The organism is Ensifer sp. 4252 (assembly GCF_050434565.1).
Classification (GTDB): Bacteria; Pseudomonadota; Alphaproteobacteria; order Rhizobiales; family Rhizobiaceae; genus Ensifer.
Genome location: NZ_JBNDIU010000018.1, coordinates 69,009 through 93,512 on the forward strand (window position 1 = coordinate 69,009; position 24,504 = coordinate 93,512).

The following is a 24,504-nucleotide window of genomic DNA, read 5'->3' on the forward strand; positions in this document are numbered from 1 at the left end:
ACCGCCGGTACAAATCCGTGGTTGGCCTCGCGCCGGATTATCGCTAGGCTCACGTTACGGATGCAACGATTGCCGGAGGGTGGTTTATGCATAAAACAGAAGCCTGCTTTGCCGATTTCGACAATGCCGAGCTCCTCTCGACTGAGAATCTCTCACAGGTACTGAAGGACTTTCCGCTCAAGGCCCAGATGGTCCTTCGCGGCCTCGTTCACCTCGAGGCGGGCGCGCTCGTGCTCGCTCTGCCCAATAGTCGCCGACTGCTGGTTAAAGGAAAGGTGCCGGGGCCATGCGCAGCGGTGACCCTGCACAACTGGAATCTTCCGCACCGGGCGATCACCGGCGGCACGATCGGCGCCGCGGAAAGTTATATAGACGGCGATTGGGACAGCCCCGATGTCGGCGCGTTTCTCGAGCTTTTCCTTGTCAACGCAGACATCGGCAACCGATTCCCGAACCGGGCGCGCGGGCTGATGCGGCTCTTGGAAAAGTTTATCCACTGGCGCAATGCCAATACAAGGACGGGTGCCCAGCGCAACATCTCTGCCCATTACGACCTCGGCAACGCCTTCTATCGGGAATGGCTCGACCCGAGCATGACCTACTCGTCGGCGCTTTATGCAGGCGGCGCCAACGATCTGCAGTCGGCCCAGACCGCCAAATACCGTGCACTGGCCGAGGCGACGAATCTGCGGCCCGGCGACCACGTGCTTGAGATCGGCTGCGGCTGGGGCGGGTTTGCCGAATTTGCCGCCACCGAGATCGGCTGCAAGGTCACCGGCCTGACCATCAGTCGTGAGCAGCTCGCCTTTGCCCGCGAGCGCATGCACAAGGCCGGCATCGCAGACCGCGTCGAGCTGAAATTCCAGGACTATCGCGAGGAAAAGGGTCTCTACGACCGAATCGTTTCGATCGAAATGTTCGAGGCGGTCGGGGAAAAATTCTGGTCGACCTACTTCTCGCAGTTGAAGCGCTGCTTGAAGCCCGGCGGCAAGGCCGGCCTGCAGATCATCACGATCAAGACGGAAGCCTATGAGGAATACCGCTCCAACCCGGACTTCATCCAGAAGTACGTGTTCCCCGGCGGCATGCTGCCGACGCGCGAGCATCTAGTCGATCTCGGCCGCAACGTCGGTCTGCGCATGATCAACGATTTTGGCTTCGGTGGTGACTACGCCCGCACGCTCGGCGAATGGCGGCAACGCTTCTGGTCTGTGTGGAGCAAGATCGAGCCGCTGGGTTTCGATCTGCGCTTCAAGCGCCTGTGGGAATTCTACTTCTATTACTGCGAAGCCGGCTTCCGTGCGCGCAACATCGATGTCCGTCAGATCGTCTTCGAGTGAGGCGCGCCGCCGGCAGGCTTTACCGACCGCCCGACAACGCCTATGAGGCACCCGATCCAGATCTCTTCTTGAAGGTTCCTCATGCGGCTTGCATGGTTTTTCCTGGCACTCGCCATCGCGACTGAAGTGGCGGGCCTGACGGCGATGAAGGCCGCATCCGCCAATGGCTCCTATATCGGCCACGTGGTGATGTATGTCTCCATCGCGCTTTCCTACGTTTTCCTGGCAAAGGCTGTGAAGACCATATCGGTCGGCGTTGCCTATGCCATCTGGGAGGGATCCGGGGTCGCGATCATCACGCTCGTTTCGGTCTTCGTGTTCGGCCACGTGCTGACCGGCCGGGAAATGCTGGGCCTGTCGATGGCGGTGGCCGGAATCCTGCTCGTCAATGCAGGCGAACACCGCGAAGAGGACGCTCCGGACACGCAGGGAGCCATCGATGAGCGCGCCTAGTCTCTATTTCGTCTTTGCTGTCATCGCCGGCGTCCTCGACATCGCTGCCAATCTCGCGTCGACCAAATCGAATGGCTTCGCGCGCCGCGGCTGGGGCGCGCTTTCCATCGTGCTCGTGCTCGCCGCTTTCGCCTTCCTTGCGGAAGCGGTCAAGGGCATGGAACTTGCCATCGCCTATGCCGTTCTCGGCGCGACCGGGATTTTCGGCACAGCCATCTGCGGCCGTCTGCTCTTCGGCCAGAAGCTCAAGCCGATCGGCTGGGTCGGCCTTGCCCTGATCTTCGGCGCAGTCCTTGTGCTTCACACAGCCTGATGTGGCCGCTCCTTGGTGCTCGTGCGGGTGCTCGTCGCCATTGGCGGCGTCGCGCCTTGCCGGGTCAGCCTGTCAACGAGCGCGAAGTAGGCAGCATAGGGCAGCAGGCGTGACAACTTCGCCATGGTGATAGAGCGTTTCGGGAAGCTGACTTCGAAGTGCTTCGACTTCAGGCCCTCGACGACGTGCTGGGCGGCCTCGTTTGCACTGATCATGTCGGACCTTGCAAATCCAAGGCGCGGCGAACCGGTCGTGTCGACCGGCCCCGGATTGATCAACTGCAGGCGAATGCCGATCCGGTCCAGATCGAGCTTCAAGCTCTCGGCCAGATTGATCAGGGCCGCCTTCGTGGCGCCATAGGCGGCGTTGCCCGGCAACCCGCCATAACCGGCAGCCCCCGAGACGATGGCGATGTGCCCCTGCCCCCTGGCCTTCATGTGGGCGACAGCCGGCAGCAGACAATTGACGACACCGTTCACATTGACGGCAAAGCTACGCTCAAATGCGTCGCGATGCAGATCGTCGCCTCTCACCGGGATCGTTACGCCCGCGTTGAACACGGCCAGAGACAGGTCGCCGTGATCATATTCGATCGATGCCAACACACGCTCCATGTCCTGCGGATCGGTAACATCTCCGTCGAGAACAATGATGCGGCCGTCGGCGGCAGCCTCCTGTTGCAGAGCCACCAATTTGTCGTGATTTCTGGAGGTGACGACCACGGAATAGCCGTCTCGCACCAGCCGCAATGCCAGCGCTCGGCCTATTCCCGAGCTCGCTCCCGTTACCCATGCCAACCCATGCTCGGAATTCGTCTTGTGCATACTCATTGTCCATACCTCGGCACGCACCCGCCCGGTGCACGCTCAACTCAAGGGGCCGGGGAATGACACGCCCGGCCCAGACCAATCCCCTCCAATATTCAGCGCGCACCCAGAGCGGCCTCGACCCTAAGCTTTCCCCTCGAAGACGTTTTTTGTTCGGGACAGGGCAGCGGTGAAACGCTATTTCTTGCCTGGGAAACAGGCTGAGCCGAAAACACGCCAATATTTCGGCGATCCGGCATCGTTCTCAACGTTCGCCGGCCACTCGGCGTCTTTCTTCGGTAACGCGGCCCGCTTCGGCGGCCGTTCTCAAGCACGAGGTTCTGCAAATGGCCATTCTTCCGTCCGTTCTTGAAGCAATCGGCAATACGCCCCTGATCCGGCTGAAGACCGTATCCGAGGCAACCGGCTGCACGATCGTCGGCAAGGCGGAATTTCTCAATCCGGGGCAGTCTGTGAAGGACCGTGCCGCGCTCTGGATCATCCGTCAGGCGGAGAAGGCCGGGCAATTGAAGCCGGGGGGCGTCATCGTCGAAGGGACAGCGGGCAATACCGGCATCGGCCTTGCGCTCGTCGGCCAGGCGCTGGGCTATCGGACCGTCATCGTCATCCCGGAAACCCAGAGCCAGGAAAAGAAGGATGCGCTGCGTCTTCTTGGAGCAGAGCTCGTCGAAGTACCGGCTGTGCCCTACAAGAACCCGAACAACTACGTCAAAATCTCCGGGCGCCTGGCCGCTGAACTCGCCAAGACCGAGCCGAATGGCGCCATCTGGGCAAACCAGTTCGACAATGTTGCCAACCGTGACGCCCACGTTGCGACGACTGCGCCTGAAATCTGGCGCGATACGGACGGCAAGGTCGACGGCTTCATTTGCTCTGTCGGCTCCGGCGGTACGCTTGCAGGCGTTGCAGAGGGCCTTCGCGCCAAGAACCCGGCCATCAAGATCGGCCTTGCCGATCCGGACGGTGCGGCGCTTTACAACTACTACGCGCACGGGGAGTTGAAGGCGAGCGGAAGCTCCATCACCGAGGGCATCGGCCAGGGCCGTATCACCGCTAATCTCGAAGGCTTCATGCCCGATTTTTCCTATCAGATCTCCGACGCCGAGGCCGTACCGCTGGTCTTCGACCTGATCGAACGCGAAGGCATCTGCGTCGGCGGATCGACCGGCATCAACATTGCCGGCGCCGTTCGGCTGGCCAAGGAGCTCGGTCCGGGACATACGATCGTGACGATCCTTTGCGACTATGGTAACCGCTATCAATCGAAACTCTTCAACCCGGACTTCCTGGCCTCGAAAGGCCTGCCTGTTCCGGCCTGGTTGAAGGGGTCCTCAAGCATCACCGTTCCATACGAATCAGTCGGATAAGATTTGCGATGACCAAGACCGTGACTGCCCTCTTCCGCGAAGATTTCTATCTCTCGACTTGCGAAGCAAGCGTAACCGGAATTCTGGAGGATGGCGGGATTGAGCTTGATCAGACCTGCTTCTACGCCACGTCAGGTGGGCAGCCAGGCGACAGCGGCTTCCTTGAGCGCAGCGACGGCAGCCGCATCGGCATCGCGGTTGCCCGCCATGGCGCCACGAAGGACATCATCATCCATGTGCCGGCCGAGGGGCAGTCTGCACCGGCCCTCGGCGAAAAGCTGGTCCTGCATATCGACTGGCCGCGCCGCTACCGGCTGATGCGCATGCACACGGCCTGCCATCTGCTTTCCGTCGTTTGTCCGTTCCCGATAACCGGCGCTGCCGTTGGCGAAGATGAGAGCCGAGTTGATTTCGATATGAGCGAAACGATCGACAAGGACGAGGTGACGGCGGCGCTCAAGAAGCTCATCGACGAGAACCACCCCGTCTATCTGCAATGGATCACCGACGAGGAACTCGCAGCCAACCCTGGTATCGTCAAATCGAAGAACGTGCGCCCTCCCGTCGGCCTTGGTCGTGTCAGCCTCGTCTGTATCGGCGAAAGCTCGGCGATCGACAGCCAGCCCTGCGGCGGCACACATGTGTCCGAAACCCAGGAAGTCGGCGCGATCCACATCGCCAAGATCGAGAAGAAGGGGAAAGAAAACCGCCGCTTCCGCATCCGCTTCGGTACGGCAGACGACCGCCAAGCAATCTGAACAGGAGATACGACCATGACCAACAACAAAAGCGCTTTCGTCGTTTCTCCGGACTGGTTGCAGCAGCGGCTTGACGATCCCACCATTCGTATCCTCGACGCTGCCTGGTACCTGCCCGCACAGAACAGGAACCCGAAAGCGGAATACGATGCGGGCCACATTCCCGGCGCCGTGTTCTTCGACCAGGATGCGATCGCCGATCACACCAGCGGCCTGCCGCATACGCTACCGACGCCCGAAGCCTTCGCCAAGGCCGTTGGTGCGCTGGGTGTCAGCGAGACCGATACCATCATTGTTTATGACGGCCCGGGCATCATGACCGCGCCGCGCGTGTGGTGGATGCTGCGCATCATGGGTGCAAAAGCCGTCTATGTCCTCGACGGCGGTATGGACGGCTGGAAGAAGGACGGACGCCCGGTGTCGACCGACGTTCCTTCCCCCGTGCCCGTCACGTTCAACGTCACCTTTGCACCCACGGCGGTAACATCGTTCGAGCGCATGAAGGACATCGTGCAATCCGGCACGATCCAGATCGCCGATGCGCGGGGCGCCGGGCGATTCCTCGGCGAAGAGCCAGAGCCGCGTGCCGGAATGCGCTCCGGCCACATGCCGGGCGCGCGCAGCCTGCCTTCGGGCATTTTCTCCGAGAGCGGCAAGTTCAAAGATCTCGACACGCTGCGCAAGACATTTGCCGATGCGGGCGTCGACCTTTCCAAGCCGGTCGTGACGACCTGCGGCTCCGGCGTCACGGCGGCGATCATCACGCTGGCGCTGCAATCCCTCGGCCATAGGGACAACACGCTGTACGACGGCTCCTGGTCCGAATGGGGTGGCCGCGCGGATACCCCTGTTGTAACCGGCAGCGAGTGACATCATGCGCCCTCCCAAGCTCGCCTCACTGACTGCCCATGTCACCGAACTCGAAATGACGGCACCGCCCAAGCAGAGCTTGCCGATGCCGGTCAACATCCAGACGGCGATCCTGCGTGTGTCCGACATCCCGCTGAATTACTATCGGTTCCTCTATCTGCGGGTCGGCAAACGCTGGCACTGGGCCGATCGCATCCGCATGAGCGACGAAAGGCTGGCGGCGCTGCTGGCCGACAATCGCACGAGCGTCACCGTGCTCTATGTCAACGGCGCACCCGCCGGCTTCTTCGAACTTCACCAGGCCGACGACGATATCGTCGAGCTTACCCATTTCGGGTTGATGGAGCACGCCCTGGGGCTCGGCCTCGGCAAATGGTTCCTGCTGCAAACGTTGTTTGCCGCCTGGACCTTGAACCCGAGCAAGGTAACGGTCACGACCAACAATCTTGATCACCCGCGGGCTCTTCAGCTTTATCAGCAATTCGGCTTCTCGCCTGTCGCCACCCGCGAAGCGACTATCGAGCCGTTGACGGACGAAGAATTGCTGGCCTTCGCCAAGAATCTCTGACCTCAGCGCAGCCGCAAGTTCCGGGTGTCGCCTCGATATTGGTCAGGCCATAGTGTGCATCACATGATCCCTACTGATCTGGAGATGCACGATGGCCCTGCGCTATGTTCCGATGTCCGCCGATCAGGCCAAGCGCCTGAGACAAGGCGGAAAAGATGCCTATGGCAACCCGCCGGAACGGCAGATATCCGATGGCGATGGCGTTCCCTGTCGGCGTTGCCTTCGCAACGTCGATGCCGGCGATGCCTATCTCATCTTCGCGCTGCGGCCTTTTACGTCGCTGCAGCCCTATGCCGAGACCGGCCCGGTTTTCATGCATGCCGACGAATGTACCGCATTTAGCGACGGAGTTCGGCCGCCCATCCTGGCGTCGAGCAAGGACTATCTGCTGCGCGGCTATGGCAGCAACGAACGCATCATCTATGGGACCGGCGGCGTGGTTGCCGCCGAGCAGCTCGAATCCCGCGCAGAAGCTCTGCTCGCCATGCCCGAGGTGGCAAGCGTGCATGTCCGTTCGGCGAAGAACAATTGTTATCAGTGCAGGATCGAGCGCATGTGAACGGTCGGCCCGGCCTTGGCCGGGCCGACGTCATGACAGGGCTCAGGCGACGTTGAGCACCGCTTCCGGCGCGTAGGCGTCGTAACCGAGCGCCTCGGCAACAGGGGCGTTGGTCACACGTCCGCGGTGAACGTTAAGGCCGGCACGCAGGTGCCGGTCTTCGGCGACAGCCTTCAGGCCGCGATCGGCCAGTTGCAGACCATAGTGCAGCGTCGCGTTGTTGAGCGCGTGGGCCGACGTCACAGGGACAGCGCCGGGCATATTGGCAACGCAGTAGTGCACGATACCGTCGACCTCGTAGGTCGGGTCGGAATGGGTGGTTGCGTGTGATGTCTCGAAGCAGCCGCCCTGGTCGATGGCGACGTCGACGATGACTGCACCCTTCTTCATCCCCGTCAGCATTTCGCGTGTCACAAGCTTCGGCGCCGCAGCGCCAGGAATGAGCACGGCGCCGATGACCAGATCGGCAGAGAAAACCTCATCTTCGAGGGCATCGATGGTGGAGTAGCGCGTGTGTATCCGACCGCCGAAGATATCGTCGAGCTGGCGGAGGCGGGGAATAGAGCGATCGAGGATGCTGACATCGGCACCGAGACCAGCCGCCATCCTGGCCGCATGCAGGCCGACGACGCCGCCACCGATGATCGCGACCTTGGCGGGAAGCACGCCGGGGACACCACCCAGCAGAATGCCGCGGCCACCATTGGCCTTCTGCAGCGATGTCGCACCGGCCTGAATCGCCAGGCGTCCCGCTACTTCCGACATCGGCGCCAGAAGCGGCAAGCCACCACGCTCGTCCGTGACGGTTTCATAGGCGATGGCGGTGACGCCCGAATTGAGCAGACCCTTGGTCTGTTCCGGATCCGGCGCCAGATGCAGGTAGGTATAGAGAATTTGGCCTTCGCGCAGCTGCGCCCATTCGGAAGGCTGCGGCTCCTTGACCTTGACGATCATGTCCGATTTTTCGAACACATCCTTTGCCGTCGCGACGATCTTCGCGCCAGCGGCACGATAGGTATCGTCATCCGCGCCGATCCCTGCTCCTGCCTTGGTTTCGATGATAACCTCGTGGCCGTGAGCGACATATTCACGTACCGACCCTGGGGTCAGGCCGACTCGGTATTCATGGTTTTTGATTTCCTTCGGGCAACCGACACGCATCTAGCGTTCCTCTCCTGTTGTGGGCGATTTTGCCTCATTGACACGTCCTCAGCAAAACACGCGACGAAACGAATGTCCTTGCAAAGATGTCTCCGCGAAGGCATCAATTTCGAAGAATATTGCGTCGGCGCCCAAGTCATTGATGGAAACCGCGAATGAGTGAACTTGATGCCATCGATCATGCGATTCTGCGCATTCTTCAGCAGAACGGCAGGATTTCGAATGCCGATCTGGCGGCCAAGGTAGGGTTGTCGCCATCGGCCTGTTCGCGCCGGGTCGATATCCTGGAGAAATCCGGTACTATCAGCGGCTACCACGCACGCCTTGCCCACAAGGCGCTCGACTACCAGATCATGGTGATCGTGCATATTTCCCTGTCCGGGCAGTTCGCCAAGACGCTGGCCGAGTTCGAGGCGGCGGTAAAGCTCTGCCCCAACGTTCTCGTCTGTTACCTGATGTCGGGCGAATACGACTATATTCTCCGGGTCGCGGCCAAGGACCTGCAGGACTACGAACGCATCCACCGAGACTGGCTCTCCGCCCTGCCCCATGTGGTCAAGATCAATTCGAGCTTTTCCCTGCGAGAAGTGATCGACCGGCCGAACGTCGGCATATGACCAGCGCTGACGTCAGCGGCCGACGACGCAATCGCGACCACGCCCTTTTGCCGCATAGAGTCTGAGATCAGCCTCGGACAGCAGATGCTCGATCGCGGTGCCGTCGTCAGGCGTAGACGACATTCCGATGCTGGCGGTCACAGGCTTGCCGTCGGGGGTGAAAACACCGGCCGAAACCGCTAGCCGGATGGTCTCGGCATGGCGCAGCGCGTCGGCATGCGACAATCCCGGGCACAGCACGACGAATTCTTCGCCGCCGTAGCGAAAAAGCCGGTCTCCCGCGCGCAAGTGCGATTTCATCACCTCCACCAACTTCTGCAGGATGCGGTCGCCCTCCTGGTGACCGAATCGGTCGTTGACACCCTTGAAGTGATCGACGTCGATGATCAGTAAGCTGACTGCTGCCTTTGAGGCGACAGCGGCCCGCAGCATCTGCGGCCCTTCAATATCGAAACGGCTGCGGTCAAGACATCCCGTCAGCGTGTCCTGGCCGGAGCGCGACAGCAGATCCTCATAGCGTTCGCGGAAGGTCAGGTCATTGAAGATATCGCCAAGCGGCCGGTCCGACATCGCCAGAAACGGATGGCGCGATACGTTGAGATAAAAGCCGATGGCTGCGGCATAGAAAATGGCCGCCAGCATCTTCGCGATCCATCCGCCCCACAGCACCTCCTTAGGCGCATCGTTCAGCCAGTGCAGGGCCGCGTAAAATGCCAGTTGATCAAAACTCAGGATGACGACGCCGCAGACCAGGAAGCGGATGGTAACAAAACGGCGCAGCCATTTGCCGAGGCGCTCGTAGAGCAGGATGATCAGGAGCGTATCGAGGTATAGAACCAACGTCCCCCACACCATCAACCCGCCCATCTCATCGATGAAAGCGATGTCGGCCGAACGGTCCGGAACGATCGAAACGGTCTCGTGCTGGCGCAGCAGAAGGCTGAGGACGACCGTGAGCAAATTGCCGGCGAGCAGACCATAGATCGGCTGACGGACGGTTGCCGCATCCTCCTTCACGTAAAGCAAGAGGATGATCATCAGCTTGCCGGAGAAAAGTACGACCGATCCCGGCGAGACGATCCCGAACGGCAGTTGCACGTAAAAGACCGCCGCCAGATAGGTTTCGATGAAATGCATCACACCCAGGGCGGCGACAAAGACGCCGAGACCCAGCCGGGCGCGTAGCTGCAACAGCCAGATCATCGCCGTGACGTAGACCAGTGCTTCGCCGACGAAAACAATGAGATTGGCGTTGGGCATGCTCTTGAAAAAGTTCCGGTTTCGCCATGCAAACCGTTAGGTGGAAAGCTTAAATAAAACTTTACCCTGGCTGCAGGCGACCAGGATTTGCAATGCGAGAATCAACTGCTTTGCGAAGTGTTGCCTTTCCGGCATAGTCGCGACCAACCCACCGTGGTTCGCATTTCGAAGAACAAACCGCGGATTGCACCGGCATCGACCGCAATGGCATTCATCAATGGAGGGCAAGCATGCAATCGACAACATCCCCGTTCCACCTCTCGCGCCGCTCGCTTCTGTCCGGCGTCGCAGCCTCCTCGGCGTTCGTAATGCTTCACCCCTTCTCCACACGTGCGTCCGCCAATCAGGCTCACCTGCGCATCATGGAAACGACGGACCTGCACGTACACGTCTTTCCCTATGACTATTATGGCGACAAGCCGAACGACACGCTGGGACTTGCGCGCACGGCCTCGATCGTAGACGCCATCCGGGCGGAGGCAACCAACTCGATCCTCGTCGATAACGGCGACTTCCTGCAGGGAAACCCGATGGGCGACTACATAGCCTATCAGCGCGGTATGAAGGATGGTGACGTCCATCCTGTTATCGCGGCTATGAACGTGCTCGGCTACGATTGCGGCACGCTCGGTAACCACGAATTCAACTATGGCCTTGATTTCATGTTCAAGGTGCTGAACGGCGCCAACTTCCCGCTCGTCTGCGCCAATCTGACCAAGGGTACGCTCGCAGCCGATGCCCGTCAGGACGAGCTGTTTCTCAAACCCTATGTCATTCTCGATCGCAAGGTGAAGGACGGCACCGGTGCCGAGCACGCGATCCGCGTTGGCCTCATCGGCTTCGTGCCGCCGCAGATCATGACCTGGGATGCGAAGAACCTGGAGGGCAAGGCCAATACCCGCGATATCGTCAAGGCGGCCCAGGCTTGGGTTCCACAGATGCGCGAGGAAGGTGCGGATATCGTCATCGCGCTTTCCCACTCCGGCATCGGTCAGCAGGACTACGCCGAAAATCTCGAAAACGCGTCCGTGCCGCTGGCCGCGGTGGAAGGTATCGACGCCATCGTAACCGGCCATAGCCATCTCGACTTCCCCGGTCCGAAGTTCGACAAGATTGCCGGCGTCGACAATGCCAAGGGGCTGATTTCAGGCAAGCCCGGCGTCATGGGCGGGTTCTGGGGTTCGCATCTCGGCGTGATCGATCTGCTCATCGAACGTGAAGGCGGCGCTTGGCGGGTGGTCAGTTCCACCAGCGAAGCGCGTCCGATCTACCGGCGCGAGGACAAGAAGGTAATCGCCGAGGTCGCCGACAAGCCGGAAGTGCTGGCGGCGGCACAAAAGGAACACGAGGCAACACTGGCCTACGTTCGCACGCCCGTCGGCAAAAGCTCGGTGCCGCTCTATTCCTATTTCGCTCTGGTCGCCGACGACCCATCCGTCCAGATCGTCAGCCAGGCTCAGACCTGGTACATCAAGGACATGCTGAAGGATACGGAGCACAAGGATCTGCCCGTGCTCTCCGCTGCGGCTCCGTTCAAGGCGGGCGGCCGCGGCGGCGCCGACTATTACACCGATGTTCCGGCCGGCGACATCGCCATCAAGAACGTCGCCGATCTTTATCTCTATCCCAACACGGTCCAGGCCGTGGTCATTACCGGCGAGCAGGTGCGCAACTGGCTGGAAATGTCCGCTGGCATCTTCAACCAGGTCAAGGCTGGAGCCTCGGACGCCGCCCTCATCAACGGAGACTTCCCATCCTACAACTTCGATGTCATCGACGGCGTCACCTACCAGATCGACCTTTCCGAGCCGCCGAAATTCGACAAGGACGGCAATACCATCAACCCATCCGCCAATCGCATCAAGAACCTGAACTTCAATGGGCAACCGATTGACCCTGCGCAGAAATTTGTCGTTGCGACAAACAACTACCGCGCCGGCGGCGGCGGCCATTTCCCTGATATCGCTGCCGACAAGGTGGTCTTCGTCGCGCCAGACACCAACCGCGACGTCGTGGTTCGCTACATCATCGATCAGGGAACAATAAACCCGGCGGCGGATGCAAACTGGACCTTCGCGCCGCTCGCGGACACCAGCGTCACTTTCGACAGCGGCCCGAAGGCAAGGCAGTTCCTGTCGCAGGTCAAGGGCGTGACAATCGAGGATGCGGGCGAAGCCGCCGAAGGATTTGCCCGTTTCCGCATCAAGCTGTGATGCTTCGTGCCCCCGCCTGGCGGGGGTACGCTCTCCCTCGAGCGGAGCAAGGAAGCGCCGCTATTTGGCCTCGGGCGAAAGCGGCAGTGCGGATGCTGAAGCAGCCACAAGTCCCGGCAGGCGCATACCCATCGCGTTTATGAAGAACATTGGTTCTCAGCGACAAGCGACTGTATTAATTTCTTATTTCGTGGAGTCTCAGCGGTCTTCGGCTGGGAATTCAGACCTGCCGCGACTGGGCATCGTCGGCGAACAACGACGGTCCGGTCTGGTCGATGATCTGGCGCCCCTTGCGGAAGGCGGCATCGATTGCGTCCTGCTCGGACGTGAACAGGTCGGCGCGAATGAAGCTGCGCACCCGCACGTCGCCTTCGGAGATCGTCTTCTCGATGCTGCCGGCCAGGCGAAACTGAGAGCCCTCGCGCATCGGTGTCGCGCGGATCGTGCACTCGGCATAGGCTTCGGTTTTGCCCGATGCGCCTTGAGCTTCGTTTTCGGTGGAGCCGGAGCGGCCGAACAGTTTTGAGAAAAATGATGCCATGAGCAAGACTTAGACGCGACGGCCAAAGCTGTCAAAGCCAAAGTGTCGATGTCGACACTCTGGCTTTATCTCGCAGCCGATCGGTCGTCAGATGATCAGATTGGACAGGATCTCGTTCTCGGTGATGTCCTGGTAACGCAGGCCGGCTGCGTCGAACCGCGACTTCAGGATCGGGAAATTCTCCGCGTGCTTGGTCTCGATGCCAATGAGGATAGAGCCGAAGTTGCGGGCCGACTTCTTCAGATATTCAAAGCGCGAGATATCGTCTTCGTCGCCGAGCAGGTTGAGGAAATCGCGCAGGGCACCGGGACGCTGCGCCATGCGCAGGATGAAGTACTTCTTGAGCCCCGCATGCCGCATCGCCCTTTCCTTCACGTCAGGTAGACGCTCGAAGTCGAAGTTGCCGCCTGAGACAACCGCGATGACGGTCTTTCCTTCGAGCTTTTCGCGACCGATCGCGTCCAGCGCCGTGATCGACAGCGCGCCTGCCGGTTCGAGCACGACGCCCTCGACGTTCAGCATGTCGATGATCGTCATGCAGATCGCGTTTTCCGGCAGCAGCATGACCTGGTCGGCGGAGAAGCGGCGAAGCGCCGCAAAATTCAGATCGCCGATCCGCCCGACAGCTGCGCCATCGACGAAGTTGTCGACCTGGTCGAGCGTGACAAGACTGCCGGTCTCGAGGCTCTGCCTGAGGCTCGGCGCGCCTGATGGTTCGCAGAAGACGAAATGGTCGGCGGCGACATCGTCCTTCAGATAGCCGGTAACACCGGCCGACAGGCCGCCGCCGCCGACCGGAAGCACGACGAGATCGGGGCTGACGCCCTCGGGCAGCTGCTCGGCGATTTCAGCGGCAACAGTCGCCTGCCCCTCGATGATGTCGAGATGGTCGAACGGCGGTACCATGACGCCATCGATTGTTTCCACATGGTCGCGCGCAGCCTTGTAGCATTGGTCGAAGATGTCGCCGACCAGCCGGATCGTGATGAACTCGCCGCCGAACATGCGGGTCTTGTCGATCTTCTGCTGCGGCGTGGTCACCGGCATGAAGACGACGCCGGGAACACCGAAGTGTCGGCAGACGAAGGCAAAGCCCTGGGCGTGGTTGCCAGCCGAGGCACACACGAAGGTCTTGCCCGTTGCGCCGGCGCCAAGCACCTTGCGGAAGAAATTGAACGCGCCCCTGATCTTGTAGGAGCGAACCGGCGAAAGGTCCTCGCGTTTGAGGAAGATGTTGGCGCCGTAGCGGGCGCTGAGATGTTCGTTCAATTGCAGCGGCGTGGGCGGAAAAATATCGCGCATCGCCGTGGTTGCGTTGTCAACATCCTGCTTCGTCACGTGAGGTCATCCATTGAGTTTGCCGATGGCAGCCGCTATTGCACATTGCAGCGCCCGAGGCCATCGCTTTGACTCGAATCGACCGGCGGCGGACAATGTCGCCGGTTCACGCTTTGCCAGATCACGTAGTTTCATTTCCAGGAAATCGAACGCTTGAACGCAACCCTGATCCGGCATGCTGTGCATATCGCAGCGATCCTTGGCCTCTACCTGTCGCTGGCGATGCTCGTGCCGGCGATGGTCGACCTCTATTACGGTCATCGCGATTGGCAGATCTTTGCCGTATCCGCCTTCATGATCGGCGGCCTGTCGGCCGCGACATTCATGGCGACGCGCATGGGACCGCCGCCGTTCTCGAAGAAGTTCGGCTTTCTGCTGGTCAATCTTCTCTGGGCGGTCTTTTCGGTTGTCGGTGCCATCCCATTTTGGCTGTCGTCGCTGAAGCTCGATTTCGCGCAGGCGCTGTTCGAATCCGTCTCTGCCATCACCACCACCGGGTCGACTGTCATCGTCGGCCTCGACGATGCGCCGCCAGGGCTGCTCGTCTGGCGCTCGCTCTTGTGCTGGCTCGGCGGCATCGGCATCGTTGTGCTCGGCCTGTTCATCATCCCCTACCTCAGGGTCGGCGGCATGTCGTTCTTCAAGATGGAATCCTCCGACACCAGCGATAAGCCATTTGCCCGCCTGGCAAGCTTCAGCCGCGCCTTCCTTCTCATCTATGTCTCGATCACGGTCCTCTGTACGATCGGGTACAACATGACGGGGATGAACCGGTTCGACGCGATCAATCATGCGATGTCGACGGTAGCGACCGGCGGCTTTTCCACGCATGACGCATCCTTTGCCTACTTCGGCAGTATCCCGCTGCTTTGGACGGCAACCTTCTTCATGGCGCTCTGCAGCCTGCCGTTCTCGATCCTGATCGTGCTTGTCGTGCGCGGCCGCCTTGATGCGCTGCGCGACCCGCAGATCATCGTCTTCCTCGGGTATCTCTCGGCCTTCTCGATCGCCGTGGCGATCTATCACCGCCTCGCCAATGGCGTCGAATTTCACCTGGCGCTTGCCCATTCCTTCTTCAACATCACCTCAATCCTCTCGACCAGCGGCTATGCGAGCGAGGACTACAGCCTGTGGGGTCCCTTCGTGGTGATGGTCGCCTTCATCGCGACCTTCATGGGCGGCTGCTCCGGATCAACCGCCGGCGGCATCAAGGCCTATCGGTTCGTCGTGCTGTTCAACGCCATCGGCTCCGGCCTCAACAAGCTGATCTATCCCAATGCGGTCTATGCCGTGCGCTACGGCAACAACACGGTCGATGCCGATACGCAGCGCGCCATTTTCCTGTTCTTCACCACCTATATCCTGCTGTGGGTGCTGGGCAGCCTCGGCATGGGCGCGCTCGGTTACGATTTCATCACCGCGACTTCGGCGGTGATTACCTGCCTTTCCAACGTCGGGCCTGGTCTCGGCAGTCTCATTGGCCCGGCGGGCAACTTTTCGACGCTCCAGGATCCAGAGCTCTACCTTCTTTCGCTGATGATGCTGCTCGGCCGCCTGGAAGTACTGACGGTGCTCGTGATTCTGACGCCAATCTTCTGGAAACATTGACCATCGCCCCGCCAGCCCTATCGTCTTGACTCGATGCGGCAAATGCCGAAAGTCGGATCAACAGGACAAAGGGGAGCGTCATGGCGAAACATCGGTCACTGCTGGCGGTGCTAACCGCCGCAAGCATGCTCTGCATAAATGTCGAAGCAAAAGCCGGGCCGCTCGTCGATGCCGCCACCAAGGCGGAACAATTGGCGACCTCCGGCGACCCAGCCAAAGCGCGAGAGCTTATGCGGCAGGCGGTCGGTGATTTTTCGCAAACACTGCCCTTCTCCATCGGCAAGGCCGTCTTCATCACCAAGGAACCGGCCGGCTATGCCATGTACGAGCCCAAGGACGGGACCGTTTTCAAGACCGGGGAAGCGCTCGTCTCCTATGTCGAACCGGTCGGTCTCACCTGGAAGGAGGCTGCAGCGAAGGGCAAGTTGGAAACGCATTTCACCGTTGATTTCGACATCCTCAATCCCAAGGGCGATATCCTTGCCGGGCAGAAAGCATTCGGCGACTTCACCTTCACCGGTTACCTCAAGAACCAGGAGATCTATTCGACCCTGACGATCGATGTTTCCGGGGCCCCGGCCGGCGACTATGTGCTGCGCTTCCATTTCAACGACATCAACAGCGGCAAGAAGGCCACGATCGATCAGCCGTTCAAGATTGCCGGACCGTGAGACAATGCCTGACATGATTACGACGATCGGCTTCGATGCCGATGATACGCTTTGGCAAAACGAACAGTTCTATCGCCTGACCGAGGCGCGCTTCGCCGAACTGCTCAGGGACCACGCCGACACGGAAAACCTGCCCGCACGATTGCTTGCCGCTGAAAAGCGCAATCTCGGCCTCTACGGCTTTGGCATCAAGGGTTTCGTGCTGTCGATGGTGGAGACCGCTGTCGACGTGACAGACGGACGGGTACCGTCATCGGTGATTGCAGAAATCCTTGCGGCCGGGCGCGAGATGCTGGTTCATCCGGTCGAGCCGCTGCCGCATGTCAAGGAAACGCTCGAGGCGCTTCACGGCACCTTCCGGCTGGTGATGATCACCAAGGGCGACCTCTTCGACCAGGAGCGCAAGCTTGCCGCCTCGGGACTGGGAGACTATTTCAATGCCGTCGAGATCGTCAGCGACAAAACGGCCGCCACATATGATCGCATCTTCACACGCCACGGCGACGGCCCGGCGAAAAGCCTCATGGTCGGCAACTCGTTGAAGTCCGACATCGTGCCTGCCCTCGACGCCGGTAGCTGGGGCATCTATGTCCCGCATGCCCTGACCTGGGCATTCGAGCATCACGACAAACCGGACCGCCATCCGCGTTTTCGTGAGATCGCCGATCTCGGTGGTCTGTCGGATGTGCTCCAAACGTTGCGCGACTAGGGCTCCCGCCTCGGCCAGAGTGATCTCGACCAACTGTAAGGGATGGTAATCCACCCAAACCCCGCCTCTCAATGCAACCGATAATTGTTGATTGCCACCGCTATCATCTTTTTGAGAATCGGAGAAAGATACCGGAATTCAGAACGAACATCGCCGGAGAACCAGCATGGCGCAGCTAATTGGAGCGATCGTAGCAATGGCATTCACCAGCATGCTGATCGGGTGGATGATAAGGAAATTCTCTGTCATGGGCGTCTTTGCCTCCCGCCTTATCGGCTTGGCGGTCATGCTTTTCGTCGCGCCGACGGTTTACGTCCTCTCGTCAGGGGCACCCTACTTCCAGGCATTCTTCACCTATGGCCTTGCTGCGTTGATTGCCGGCGCAATTTTCTATCTTTCACGAGCGAAGCAACAGGAGACGTAAACCTCTCGAAGGCGCGTCACGGTTCGACTTCCCCACGACATTCGGCCACGCCGTTGCGCAACCGAAATTGCCACGTGGTGCCTGTCGCTCAACGTCACGGCGAAACAGCTCTCGCACCGCTCGTGGAATCGACCAGATCTGTGCTATGTGCCGCCACCAATCGAAATCGAGGTGAGCGACATGGCCGAAAATTGGGAAAAACCCGTAATCTTGGCCCTAGAGGGACCGGAGAAATACACGACCATTTCGAATACGACCGAAGCGTCCTGGGCGATGATCGAGGACTGGCCGCTCGAAGACAGCGCGTTGCTGACGCTGGCGCTCGATATGTGTGCTGCCGTGGTCGAGGGCAAACAACCGGCAGAGGCCGCCCGCCAGGCCTTCATCGATGCCGCGCGAGAAGCGGGCATTCCCATCCAGGAATAACCTTTCGCCTCGCAGCGTAGTAGAGGATGGGCGAAGATCGTTCGTCCTTAGACTGGAACACCATGCCTCCGAGCGGGTTGCCAGAAAAGGCAACGAACCCGGAAAGCACGAATGCGGATCATCCTGTCAGTCATTGTCGCCTCGATCATGAGCATACTTGCGTTCAAATACGCAGATGGCGCTTTGGGGAATTCAGTGATCGTCGCAACGCCCGACGAGCTCACGGATACCATGGCTCGCTGATGGACCTTTGCGAGGATTTCGCCCTGCACTCCGCCGACTAGGCTGACAGGTCGAGAATTGGTCGCGCCCACTCTCAAGCGACGCCTAAAACATGCCGAACGAGGCGCGAACATCCACAGTACGAACCCGGCCTACCCTTCCCCGATTAACCCATTTGAGGGAGGAACATTTGGTGAAAGCGCTCGAAACGGCCGCAGTCGTTAGGCCGCTCCAGGCTACGCCTCAGGCACTCGCTATCGGTCGCCACTTTTTCTTCTCATTGGACCTCCCGCGAAGAGCGCGGCGGTCAAGTGGAGCGTCGGGACTTGGAGAGTGACGACCTATGGCACTGTCTTGTCGGCACAAAGGATGGCGGCATGCTTCGATTCACTATTGCCGTCGTCAATTTCAACGCCATGTTTGACGCCCTGGCTACTGAACTGTGGTCCGGCACCTTCCCGCCTTCCTGCGTAGGACGGCTGAGATCATCGCTTGGATGCAGAGATGCGCAGTGCGGTTGCTGGATGGCTCGAACCCTATAGCCTGGCCACGCGGACCGAACGGACGTCGGATCGCTTCGCCTTCCGGACGATCAGCGACATTTAAGACTTCCGAGGACACCGTTTTCCGCTTCTCGACAGCATTTCGACCGCTGCCATTCAGTTTCAATTAAGCCTACATCCCCAATAATGGGGACAATCATAAATCAAGGAAATCAGTGGTGGCGCTTCCCGGACCGGCTTTCATTCTCGCTCTCGTCGCCTTCATTGTCGTGGTGCCCCTCGCAGCCAAGAGGGCCGAGCAGGGCCGGGTGTACAGCCACAGCATCGCCACCAACTTCTAACTTGAAGCCGTAGGTCTGCAACACACCCGTGGCGCACATCTCCTAAAGCTTGCCGTAACCATTCCCGGATTTGGCCACCTCGACCGCGGTCGAAATACGGCATCTGACAGTATGTCACTAATCACCCTGCGGATCTAAGCCAAGGTTCCCCGCTTGCTAACCGTAGTGCGTGTGCTCGCCGTGGCAGACAAAGCCCTGCCCTAAAATCCGTGCAACTTGTCCCATCAACCACACTGTTTGCGACGCAATCGCCCAGACATACGCGCGGCACAACCACACGAACCGAACCAAGAAAAATCCGTTGTCAGGCCTTCCAAAACCGCGGTGCGCAAGGTACTGGAAACATCAGTGCGGGCGTGGCGAAACTGGTAGACGCAAGAGACTTAAAATCTCTCGGCTTCGGCTGTGCGGGTTCGATCCCCGCCGCCCGCACCAGTTCAAGGTCGCATGAAGGTCGTCCCGGCTAATAGATCACCGGCCCGCTCAACGAGCGGTTTCTGAAACTTTGCGTGGGATCGATTTGCCGCTCAGTGGTAGTAGAAGCAGTCGCATTCGGCCATGTGCGTATCGTCGTGCCACACCCTGACCGCCAGTTTCGTGCAGGCTCCCTTGTCCTCCAACCGCAGGCCAAGCAGCGAGACAGCTGCCGCCTTCGGGTTGAGTGCATCGACTTCAATTGCCGATCCTACCTGTTGCACGCCGTTGCGGGCGGTCCAGGTGAAGATCTGAACGCTATAATGCTGCATTGAAAATCCTCCGCTAATGCCGACGCAGTGGACGCAATACTCTCACAGATGCTTGTTTGGAACTCTCACAGATGCTTGTTTGGATCGGACCGCTCAAATCGTCCGAAAAGTCTGTCAACCGTCTTCGACGGTTGCCTCGGGTCGATCGCCGCCATCGGTATGCTCGAAATGCCAGTTGCCTTTTTCGTCCTGGAAACTGATGTCTTCGTCGTCGCCGCCGACCTGTTGTTCAGCTGCTGCGGCCTTGGCGGCCGCCAGCGCCATTTCTCGGCTGGGAAAGGGTTCCGAAAAGGCGTCGGCTGCTTTGTAGGCCCAACCGCCGTCATGGGGAACGATGGAGTACGTAATGCGCGCCATGCTTCTCTCCCTGCACTGCGAAAGGCAATCCCGCCTTTCGCGAGCCGTTACCGCGCGGCCCAATGTTCCTCCTCGTCAATGGCATTCTCATGCCGACGGGGCGGATATTAACACAGGAATGGGCCGATAGGCCACTTTTGCGAATCAGAATGTGACAGGCCGTGCCGAAACGAAAAAGCGGCCCTTTGCGGGGCCGCTTTCCTTGCAATCTTTCAAGTCTTTTCCGCGGCTTAGGCCGAAAGCTTCGCCGCAATCTTGGCGACATGCGCACCCTGATAGCGAGCGGCTTCGAGCTCGACCGCCGAAGGCTGACGCGCGCCGTCGGCACCGGTAATGGTCGAAGCGCCGTAGGGCGAACCGCCCTTGATCTCTTCAAGACCCATCTGCCCCTGGAAGGCATAGGGAAGGCCGACAACGACCATGCCGTGGTGCATCAGGGTCGGAATGAAGCCGAGAATGGTCGATTCCTGGCCGCCGTGCTGCGTTGCCGAAGACGTGAAGGCCGATCCGACCTTGCCGACCAGCTTGCCCTGGGCCCAGAGAGCCCCGGTCTGGTCGATGAAGTTGCGCATCTGCGAGGCAACGGTGCCGTAGCGTGTGCCTGAACCGAAGATAATAGCATCGTATTCGGGCAGTTCGTCGACGGTAGCGACCGGCGCTGCCTGGTCCATCTTGTAGTAAGACGCCTTGGCGACCTCTTCCGACACCAGCTCGGGAACGCGTTTGACGACAACCTCGACCCCCGCCGATTTTACCCCTTCTGCAACCGCGTAGGCCATCGTTTCGATATGCCCATATGCCGAATAGTAGAGAACGAGTACCTTGGCCATAAATGCTCCTTTGGATTCGGGCAATTCCGCTTGATCACCGTCGCCGGCAAGATTTATCAAAAAGCGTCCGGTTGCCAGCAGCCGCACGGTCAACAGAGCGTTCTCAATTCTCGAACAATCACGAAATACTACTGAACAATCACCTCATATAAGCAGGATCGCCAATGAGCAGCCCTAAGATCGTCACCGCCGCCATGGTCGCCATCGGCGACGAACTGCTGTCCGGCAGAACCAAAGACAAGAACATCGGCCATCTCGCCGAGATGATGACGATGGTCGGGATCGATCTGCGCGAAGTCCGCATCGTTCCCGACGAGGAAACCGCGATCGTCGACGCCATCAACGCCGTTCGCGACCGCTACGACTATATCTTTACCTCAGGTGGGATCGGCCCGACCCATGACGACATCACCGCCGACGCGGTCTCAAAGGCATTCGGAGTGGACTGCATCTATGACGAACGAGCGATGGCCCTGCTCGGCGCGATGTACGAACGCCGCGGCATGGAATTTTCGGACGCGCGCAAGCGCATGGCGCGCATGCCCGAGGGATCACGGCTGATCCCCAACCCGGTCTCCACCGCACCGGGCTTTGCCATTGGCAATGTTCACGTGATGGCCGGCGTGCCGCAGGTGTTCCAGGCGATGCTCGACGCGATCATGCCGGAAGTGCAGACAGGCACACCCTTGCTCTCGCAATCGGTTCGCTCGCCCTATGGCGAGGGCGACATCGGCACGCCGCTGACCGAAGTGCAGAAGAACCACCCGCAGACCAGCATCGGATCCTACCCCAAGTTCGACGGCAAGTCCTTCTCAACCGATATCGTTGTGCGGGCGCGCGATCCCCAGACTATGGCGGCGGCCGCCGCAGATGTGCAAGCGATGATCGATGCGATTACCGCCTCACGCGCCAAAGCCTGACGGCCGTCGGAAAACAGGCGGCAAATATGCAAATGCGAAGCCCTTGCACATCGGCCGTCATTGCCGCTATTGCATGTCGGCAAATCAGGATGAAGCGTCAGCGCCTGCCCGATCTGCCGGATGCTTCGCCTTTACCTCGTCCAGACAAGCCGGAGCCCAGAAATGTCCCTGCCCGATAAAGCCTTTCCCGTTTCCTGGGATCAGTTTCACCGCGACGCACGCGCGCTCGCCTGGCGGCTGGCCGATCAGGGGCAGGAATGGCGCGCCATGGTCTGCATCACGCGCGGCGGCCTCGTGCCGGCGGCCATCATCTGCCGCGAGCTCAACATCCGGATGATCGAGACCGTCTGTATCGCCTCCTATCACGATTACGACACGCAGGGGCAGATGAAGGTGCTGAAAGGCATTGCGCCGGAGATTGCCAAGGATGGCGGCGAAGGCGTGCTGATCATCGACGACCTGACCGATACCGGCAAGACGGCAGCCGAAGTTCGCGCCATGCTGCCGAAGGCGCATTTTGCCGCCGTTTACGCCAAGCCGAAGGGCCGGCCGATGGTTGACACGTTCGTCACCGAAGTGAGCCAGGACACCTGGATCTACTTCCCTTGGGACCTGGGCTTCACCTATCAGGAGCCGATCGCCAAGGGAACGCGCGGCTAATAATCAGCTAATGCCAACATCTACGCCCTCGGCTCGCGGCAGTGAGCCGAGGGTGTTTCTACACCTCGATAACGCCGAACGCTTCAGCCAAGCGGCGGGATCGACGCTACCAAGGTTTCGGCCGTCAACCCCGGTCCGGCGCGCGTACCGGCAGCACCGTGGCGCCAGACGCCGGCAGCGGCCGCCTCGAAGGCCGGCATGCCCTGCGCCAGATGCGCGCCGATAATTCCTGCAAGAACGTCTCCGGATCCCGCCGTTGCCAGTGACGGCGGAGCGTTGGCATTAACGGCCACCGTCCCGTCCGCACCGGCAATGACCGTATCGGCTCCCTTGTAGACGATGGTGGCATGGCTGATCCGTGCTGCCGCCTGAGCCTTTTCCATCTTCGACAGCTTTTCGTCGTGAGCGATCTCGGGGAAGAGCCTGGCAAATTCGCCCTCATGCGGGGTCATCACCACCCTGCCCGTCGCTACCGCCAGCCGCTCGAACAATTCTGACCTGTGCTCCTGAAACGACGTGATGCCGTCCGCATCGAGAACCAGCGCGCGGTCGCAAAGCTCAAGCGCAAACTCGCACGCTCGGTCGCCAACGCCAAACCCGGGTCCAAGAACAAAAGCGCCGAGCCTAGTGTCCTGCAACCAATGCTCAAGTTCCTGCCGATCATCTATCGCCCTCAGCATCACTGCCGTCAGTTGTGCTGCATTGATATCGAGAGCCGATTTCGGTGACGCCACCGTCACCAGACCCGCCCCGGCGGCAAGACCGGCCGCTGCCGACAGCCGCGCGGCACCAGTCGCCTGCGCCCCGCCCGAGAAGACCACCAGATGGCCGCGGCGGAATTTGTGGGTCGACGCGTCAAGCCTCGACGCCTGATCCGACCAGAGCGCCGGCGTGTTGAGGCGCAAGCCTCCGCCTCCCGCCTGCACGATACGGGCCGGTATGCCGATATCGAAGACCTCAAGCGTGCCGCACAAAGAACGGCCGGGAAGCAGCAGATGACCCGGCTTTCTCGCCATAAAGGTGATCGTGTGGCTCGCGGCGAATGCAGCACCCCGGATCTGCCCGGTTCGACCGTCAACGCCGCTCGGCAGGTCGACGGCAACGATGGGCAACCCCTGAGCGTTGATCCTTTCGATCGTATCCACCATCTGCTCCGGCAGGTCGCGTGCGAGACCCGCGCCGAAGAGTGCATCGACAATGACATCTCCGCGATGCGGCACCAGCGAAGCAAGCGGGTCTATCGTGCCATCCCACAGTTGCCGCGCACGGGCAGCGTCGCCGGAAAGGGCGGCCGGATTGCCGAAGGAGAAAACGGCGACGTTCGCGCCGCTCTCAGCAAGCGCTGATGCCGCGACATAACCATCGCCACCATTGTTGCCGGGACCGCACAACACCACATACCGCTGCCCTTGTGGAAACAGCCTGAGTGTCGCCGCAGCCACTGCCAACCCGGCGCTTCGCATCAGCAGAAAGCTGTCGATGCCCGATTGCGCGGCTGCCAGGTCTATTGCCGCCATTTCGGCCGGCGTAATCAACATGTCACGAAGCGAAGAGTGCATGCCCCAGACTTAGCGCCCTGCGTGGGTCAACGGCAAGTGGCACACACAAAATGCCATCTGCTCACAATTGATGCATCTGCACATATTTATTGCTCAAATAACGTGCTTCGATGATTTCTACGACCAGGTCACCTCCGAAAATTCCATGACTTCGGTGGAAAACTTACAAAAAATAGGCAGATCCTCGGATGGCAAAGGCATGGAATGCAGCCGCCGCCCTTCACCGGCAAGAAATTTTGCCACACGGCAATCATTTTGCAGAAAAACTGGCATGCAACGTGCATATTGAGCGCCGAGCGGGCATGATCCTGCTTTAAAGGGAGAAGCGGAGAGACATTTTCTC

The 24,504-nt window shown here is 60.1% G+C and carries 29 protein-coding genes and 1 tRNA gene; 21 read left to right on the forward strand and 9 right to left on the reverse strand.

Going from position 1 to position 24,504, the window contains the following annotated elements:
• The first annotated feature begins 86 nt into the window (after nucleotides 1-86).
• The 3 genes from ABIE33_RS26325 to ABIE33_RS26335 all read left to right on the forward strand — a co-directional run bounded on the left by ABIE33_RS26325 (nucleotide 87) and on the right by ABIE33_RS26335 (nucleotide 2,106).
• Nucleotides 87-1,340 (forward strand): class I SAM-dependent methyltransferase, encoded by a 1,254-nt coding sequence (locus ABIE33_RS26325; protein WP_429130743.1) that lies wholly within the window; start codon nucleotides 87-89, stop codon nucleotides 1,338-1,340.
• 81 nt (nucleotides 1,341-1,421) lie between these two features.
• Nucleotides 1,422-1,793 (forward strand): SMR family transporter, encoded by a 372-nt coding sequence (locus ABIE33_RS26330; protein ID WP_429130744.1) that lies wholly within the window; start codon nucleotides 1,422-1,424, stop codon nucleotides 1,791-1,793.
• Nucleotides 1,780-2,106 (forward strand): SMR family transporter, encoded by a 327-nt coding sequence (locus ABIE33_RS26335; protein ID WP_429130745.1) that lies wholly within the window; start codon nucleotides 1,780-1,782, stop codon nucleotides 2,104-2,106. Before ABIE33_RS26330 ends, ABIE33_RS26335 begins: the two co-directional genes overlap by 14 nt.
• On the opposite strand, the gene ABIE33_RS26340 is transcribed toward ABIE33_RS26335, so the two are convergent.
• Nucleotides 2,094-2,936, reverse strand: coding sequence for an SDR family NAD(P)-dependent oxidoreductase (locus ABIE33_RS26340; RefSeq protein WP_429130746.1), 843 nt, complete (start codon nucleotides 2,934-2,936; stop codon nucleotides 2,094-2,096). The genes ABIE33_RS26335 and ABIE33_RS26340 overlap by 13 nt on opposite strands.
• 323 nt (nucleotides 2,937-3,259) lie before the next feature.
• Here ABIE33_RS26340 and ABIE33_RS26345 point away from each other — a divergent pair, with 323 nt between their 5' ends.
• The 5 genes from ABIE33_RS26345 to ABIE33_RS26365 all read left to right on the forward strand — a co-directional run bounded on the left by ABIE33_RS26345 (nucleotide 3,260) and on the right by ABIE33_RS26365 (nucleotide 7,055).
• Complete coding sequence (locus ABIE33_RS26345; RefSeq protein ID WP_429130747.1) at nucleotides 3,260-4,300, forward strand: cysteine synthase A; 1,041 nt, start codon at nucleotides 3,260-3,262, stop codon at nucleotides 4,298-4,300.
• An 8-nt stretch (nucleotides 4,301-4,308) separates the two neighbouring features.
• Complete coding sequence (locus ABIE33_RS26350) at nucleotides 4,309-5,058, forward strand: alanyl-tRNA editing protein (protein ID WP_429130748.1); 750 nt, start codon at nucleotides 4,309-4,311, stop codon at nucleotides 5,056-5,058.
• Nucleotides 5,059-5,073: 15 nt separating this feature from the next.
• Nucleotides 5,074-5,928, forward strand: a complete 855-nt coding sequence (gene sseA, locus ABIE33_RS26355; protein WP_429130749.1) for a 3-mercaptopyruvate sulfurtransferase — start codon at nucleotides 5,074-5,076, stop codon at nucleotides 5,926-5,928.
• 4 nt (nucleotides 5,929-5,932) lie between these two features.
• Nucleotides 5,933-6,496, forward strand: coding sequence for a GNAT family N-acetyltransferase (locus ABIE33_RS26360; RefSeq protein ID WP_429130750.1), 564 nt, complete (start codon nucleotides 5,933-5,935; stop codon nucleotides 6,494-6,496).
• A 91-nt stretch (nucleotides 6,497-6,587) separates the two neighbouring features.
• The gene (locus ABIE33_RS26365) at nucleotides 6,588-7,055 is read left to right on the forward strand and encodes a DUF1203 domain-containing protein (RefSeq protein ID WP_429130751.1); all 468 of its coding nucleotides are present in this window, start codon (nucleotides 6,588-6,590) and stop codon (nucleotides 7,053-7,055) included.
• 42 nt (nucleotides 7,056-7,097) lie between these two features.
• Here ABIE33_RS26365 and ald read toward each other — a convergent pair whose 3' ends face one another.
• The gene (ald, locus tag ABIE33_RS26370) at nucleotides 7,098-8,216 is read right to left on the reverse strand and encodes an alanine dehydrogenase (RefSeq protein ID WP_025427035.1); all 1,119 of its coding nucleotides are present in this window, start codon (nucleotides 8,214-8,216) and stop codon (nucleotides 7,098-7,100) included.
• A gap of 155 nt (nucleotides 8,217-8,371) precedes the next feature.
• On the opposite strand from ald, the gene ABIE33_RS26375 reads away from it, so the two are divergent.
• Nucleotides 8,372-8,833, forward strand: a complete 462-nt coding sequence (locus ABIE33_RS26375; RefSeq protein WP_025427034.1) for an Lrp/AsnC family transcriptional regulator — start codon at nucleotides 8,372-8,374, stop codon at nucleotides 8,831-8,833.
• A gap of 12 nt (nucleotides 8,834-8,845) precedes the next feature.
• On the opposite strand, the gene ABIE33_RS26380 is transcribed toward ABIE33_RS26375, so the two are convergent.
• The gene (locus ABIE33_RS26380; RefSeq protein WP_429130752.1) at nucleotides 8,846-10,093 is read right to left on the reverse strand and encodes a GGDEF domain-containing protein; all 1,248 of its coding nucleotides are present in this window, start codon (nucleotides 10,091-10,093) and stop codon (nucleotides 8,846-8,848) included.
• A gap of 230 nt (nucleotides 10,094-10,323) precedes the next feature.
• On the opposite strand from ABIE33_RS26380, the gene ABIE33_RS26385 reads away from it, so the two are divergent.
• Nucleotides 10,324-12,306 carry a bifunctional 2',3'-cyclic-nucleotide 2'-phosphodiesterase/3'-nucleotidase gene (locus ABIE33_RS26385; RefSeq protein ID WP_429130753.1) on the forward strand — a complete coding sequence of 661 codons (1,983 nt, stop codon included), beginning with the start codon at nucleotides 10,324-10,326 and terminating at the stop codon, nucleotides 12,304-12,306.
• Between the two features lie 220 nt (nucleotides 12,307-12,526).
• Here the strand turns inward: ABIE33_RS26385 and ABIE33_RS26390 are convergent, their stop codons facing one another.
• Entirely contained in the window at nucleotides 12,527-12,847 is a 321-nt protein-coding gene (locus ABIE33_RS26390; RefSeq protein ID WP_429130754.1) for an HlyU family transcriptional regulator, read from the reverse strand.
• An 87-nt stretch (nucleotides 12,848-12,934) separates the two neighbouring features.
• A complete protein-coding gene (ilvA, locus tag ABIE33_RS26395; RefSeq protein ID WP_429130755.1) occupies nucleotides 12,935-14,185 on the reverse strand; it encodes a threonine ammonia-lyase in 1,251 nt (416 codons plus the stop codon).
• A 153-nt stretch (nucleotides 14,186-14,338) separates the two neighbouring features.
• Here ilvA and ABIE33_RS26400 point away from each other — a divergent pair, with 153 nt between their 5' ends.
• From ABIE33_RS26400 to ABIE33_RS26435, 8 genes are all read left to right on the forward strand, one after another.
• Nucleotides 14,339-15,793: a TrkH family potassium uptake protein gene (locus ABIE33_RS26400; RefSeq protein WP_429130756.1), complete on the forward strand. Its 1,455-nt coding sequence runs from the start codon at nucleotides 14,339-14,341 to the stop codon at nucleotides 15,791-15,793.
• Between the two features lie 80 nt (nucleotides 15,794-15,873).
• A complete protein-coding gene (locus ABIE33_RS26405; RefSeq protein ID WP_429130757.1) occupies nucleotides 15,874-16,464 on the forward strand; it encodes a hypothetical protein in 591 nt (196 codons plus the stop codon).
• Nucleotides 16,465-16,468: 4 nt separating this feature from the next.
• Nucleotides 16,469-17,173: an HAD family hydrolase gene (locus tag ABIE33_RS26410; protein WP_429130758.1), complete on the forward strand. Its 705-nt coding sequence runs from the start codon at nucleotides 16,469-16,471 to the stop codon at nucleotides 17,171-17,173.
• A 166-nt stretch (nucleotides 17,174-17,339) separates the two neighbouring features.
• Nucleotides 17,340-17,597, forward strand: coding sequence for a hypothetical protein (locus tag ABIE33_RS26415; protein WP_429130759.1), 258 nt, complete (start codon nucleotides 17,340-17,342; stop codon nucleotides 17,595-17,597).
• A 180-nt stretch (nucleotides 17,598-17,777) separates the two neighbouring features.
• The gene (locus ABIE33_RS26420) at nucleotides 17,778-18,023 is read left to right on the forward strand and encodes a DUF982 domain-containing protein (RefSeq protein ID WP_429130760.1); all 246 of its coding nucleotides are present in this window, start codon (nucleotides 17,778-17,780) and stop codon (nucleotides 18,021-18,023) included.
• Nucleotides 18,024-18,134: 111 nt separating this feature from the next.
• A complete protein-coding gene (locus ABIE33_RS26425) occupies nucleotides 18,135-18,266 on the forward strand; it encodes a hypothetical protein (RefSeq protein ID WP_429130761.1) in 132 nt (43 codons plus the stop codon).
• Nucleotides 18,267-18,966: 700 nt separating this feature from the next.
• Complete coding sequence (locus ABIE33_RS26430; protein WP_429130762.1) at nucleotides 18,967-19,089, forward strand: hypothetical protein; 123 nt, start codon at nucleotides 18,967-18,969, stop codon at nucleotides 19,087-19,089.
• A 350-nt stretch (nucleotides 19,090-19,439) separates the two neighbouring features.
• Nucleotides 19,440-19,524 (forward strand) — tRNA-Leu (locus ABIE33_RS26435).
• 92 nt (nucleotides 19,525-19,616) lie between these two features.
• Here ABIE33_RS26435 and ABIE33_RS26440 read toward each other — a convergent pair.
• From ABIE33_RS26440 to wrbA, 3 genes are all read right to left on the reverse strand, one after another.
• A complete protein-coding gene (locus tag ABIE33_RS26440; RefSeq protein ID WP_077503508.1) occupies nucleotides 19,617-19,835 on the reverse strand; it encodes a hypothetical protein in 219 nt (72 codons plus the stop codon).
• A gap of 114 nt (nucleotides 19,836-19,949) precedes the next feature.
• The gene (locus tag ABIE33_RS26445; protein WP_053247390.1) at nucleotides 19,950-20,192 is read right to left on the reverse strand and encodes a DUF2188 domain-containing protein; all 243 of its coding nucleotides are present in this window, start codon (nucleotides 20,190-20,192) and stop codon (nucleotides 19,950-19,952) included.
• A 230-nt stretch (nucleotides 20,193-20,422) separates the two neighbouring features.
• Entirely contained in the window at nucleotides 20,423-21,022 is a 600-nt protein-coding gene (wrbA, locus tag ABIE33_RS26450; protein ID WP_429130763.1) for an NAD(P)H:quinone oxidoreductase, read from the reverse strand.
• Between the two features lie 164 nt (nucleotides 21,023-21,186).
• Between wrbA and ABIE33_RS26455 the strand changes: the two genes are divergently transcribed.
• Complete coding sequence (locus ABIE33_RS26455) at nucleotides 21,187-21,942, forward strand: competence/damage-inducible protein A (protein ID WP_429130764.1); 756 nt, start codon at nucleotides 21,187-21,189, stop codon at nucleotides 21,940-21,942.
• A 162-nt stretch (nucleotides 21,943-22,104) separates the two neighbouring features.
• Nucleotides 22,105-22,602, forward strand: coding sequence for a xanthine phosphoribosyltransferase (gene gpt, locus ABIE33_RS26460; RefSeq protein WP_025427018.1), 498 nt, complete (start codon nucleotides 22,105-22,107; stop codon nucleotides 22,600-22,602).
• Between the two features lie 83 nt (nucleotides 22,603-22,685).
• Here the strand turns inward: gpt and ABIE33_RS26465 are convergent, their stop codons facing one another.
• Nucleotides 22,686-24,161: an NAD(P)H-hydrate dehydratase gene (locus tag ABIE33_RS26465; RefSeq protein WP_429130765.1), complete on the reverse strand. Its 1,476-nt coding sequence runs from the start codon at nucleotides 24,159-24,161 to the stop codon at nucleotides 22,686-22,688.
• Between the two features lie 188 nt (nucleotides 24,162-24,349).
• On the opposite strand from ABIE33_RS26465, the gene ABIE33_RS26470 reads away from it, so the two are divergent.
• Complete coding sequence (locus ABIE33_RS26470) at nucleotides 24,350-24,478, forward strand: hypothetical protein (protein WP_429130766.1); 129 nt, start codon at nucleotides 24,350-24,352, stop codon at nucleotides 24,476-24,478.
• Nucleotides 24,479-24,504 lie beyond the last annotated feature (26 nt).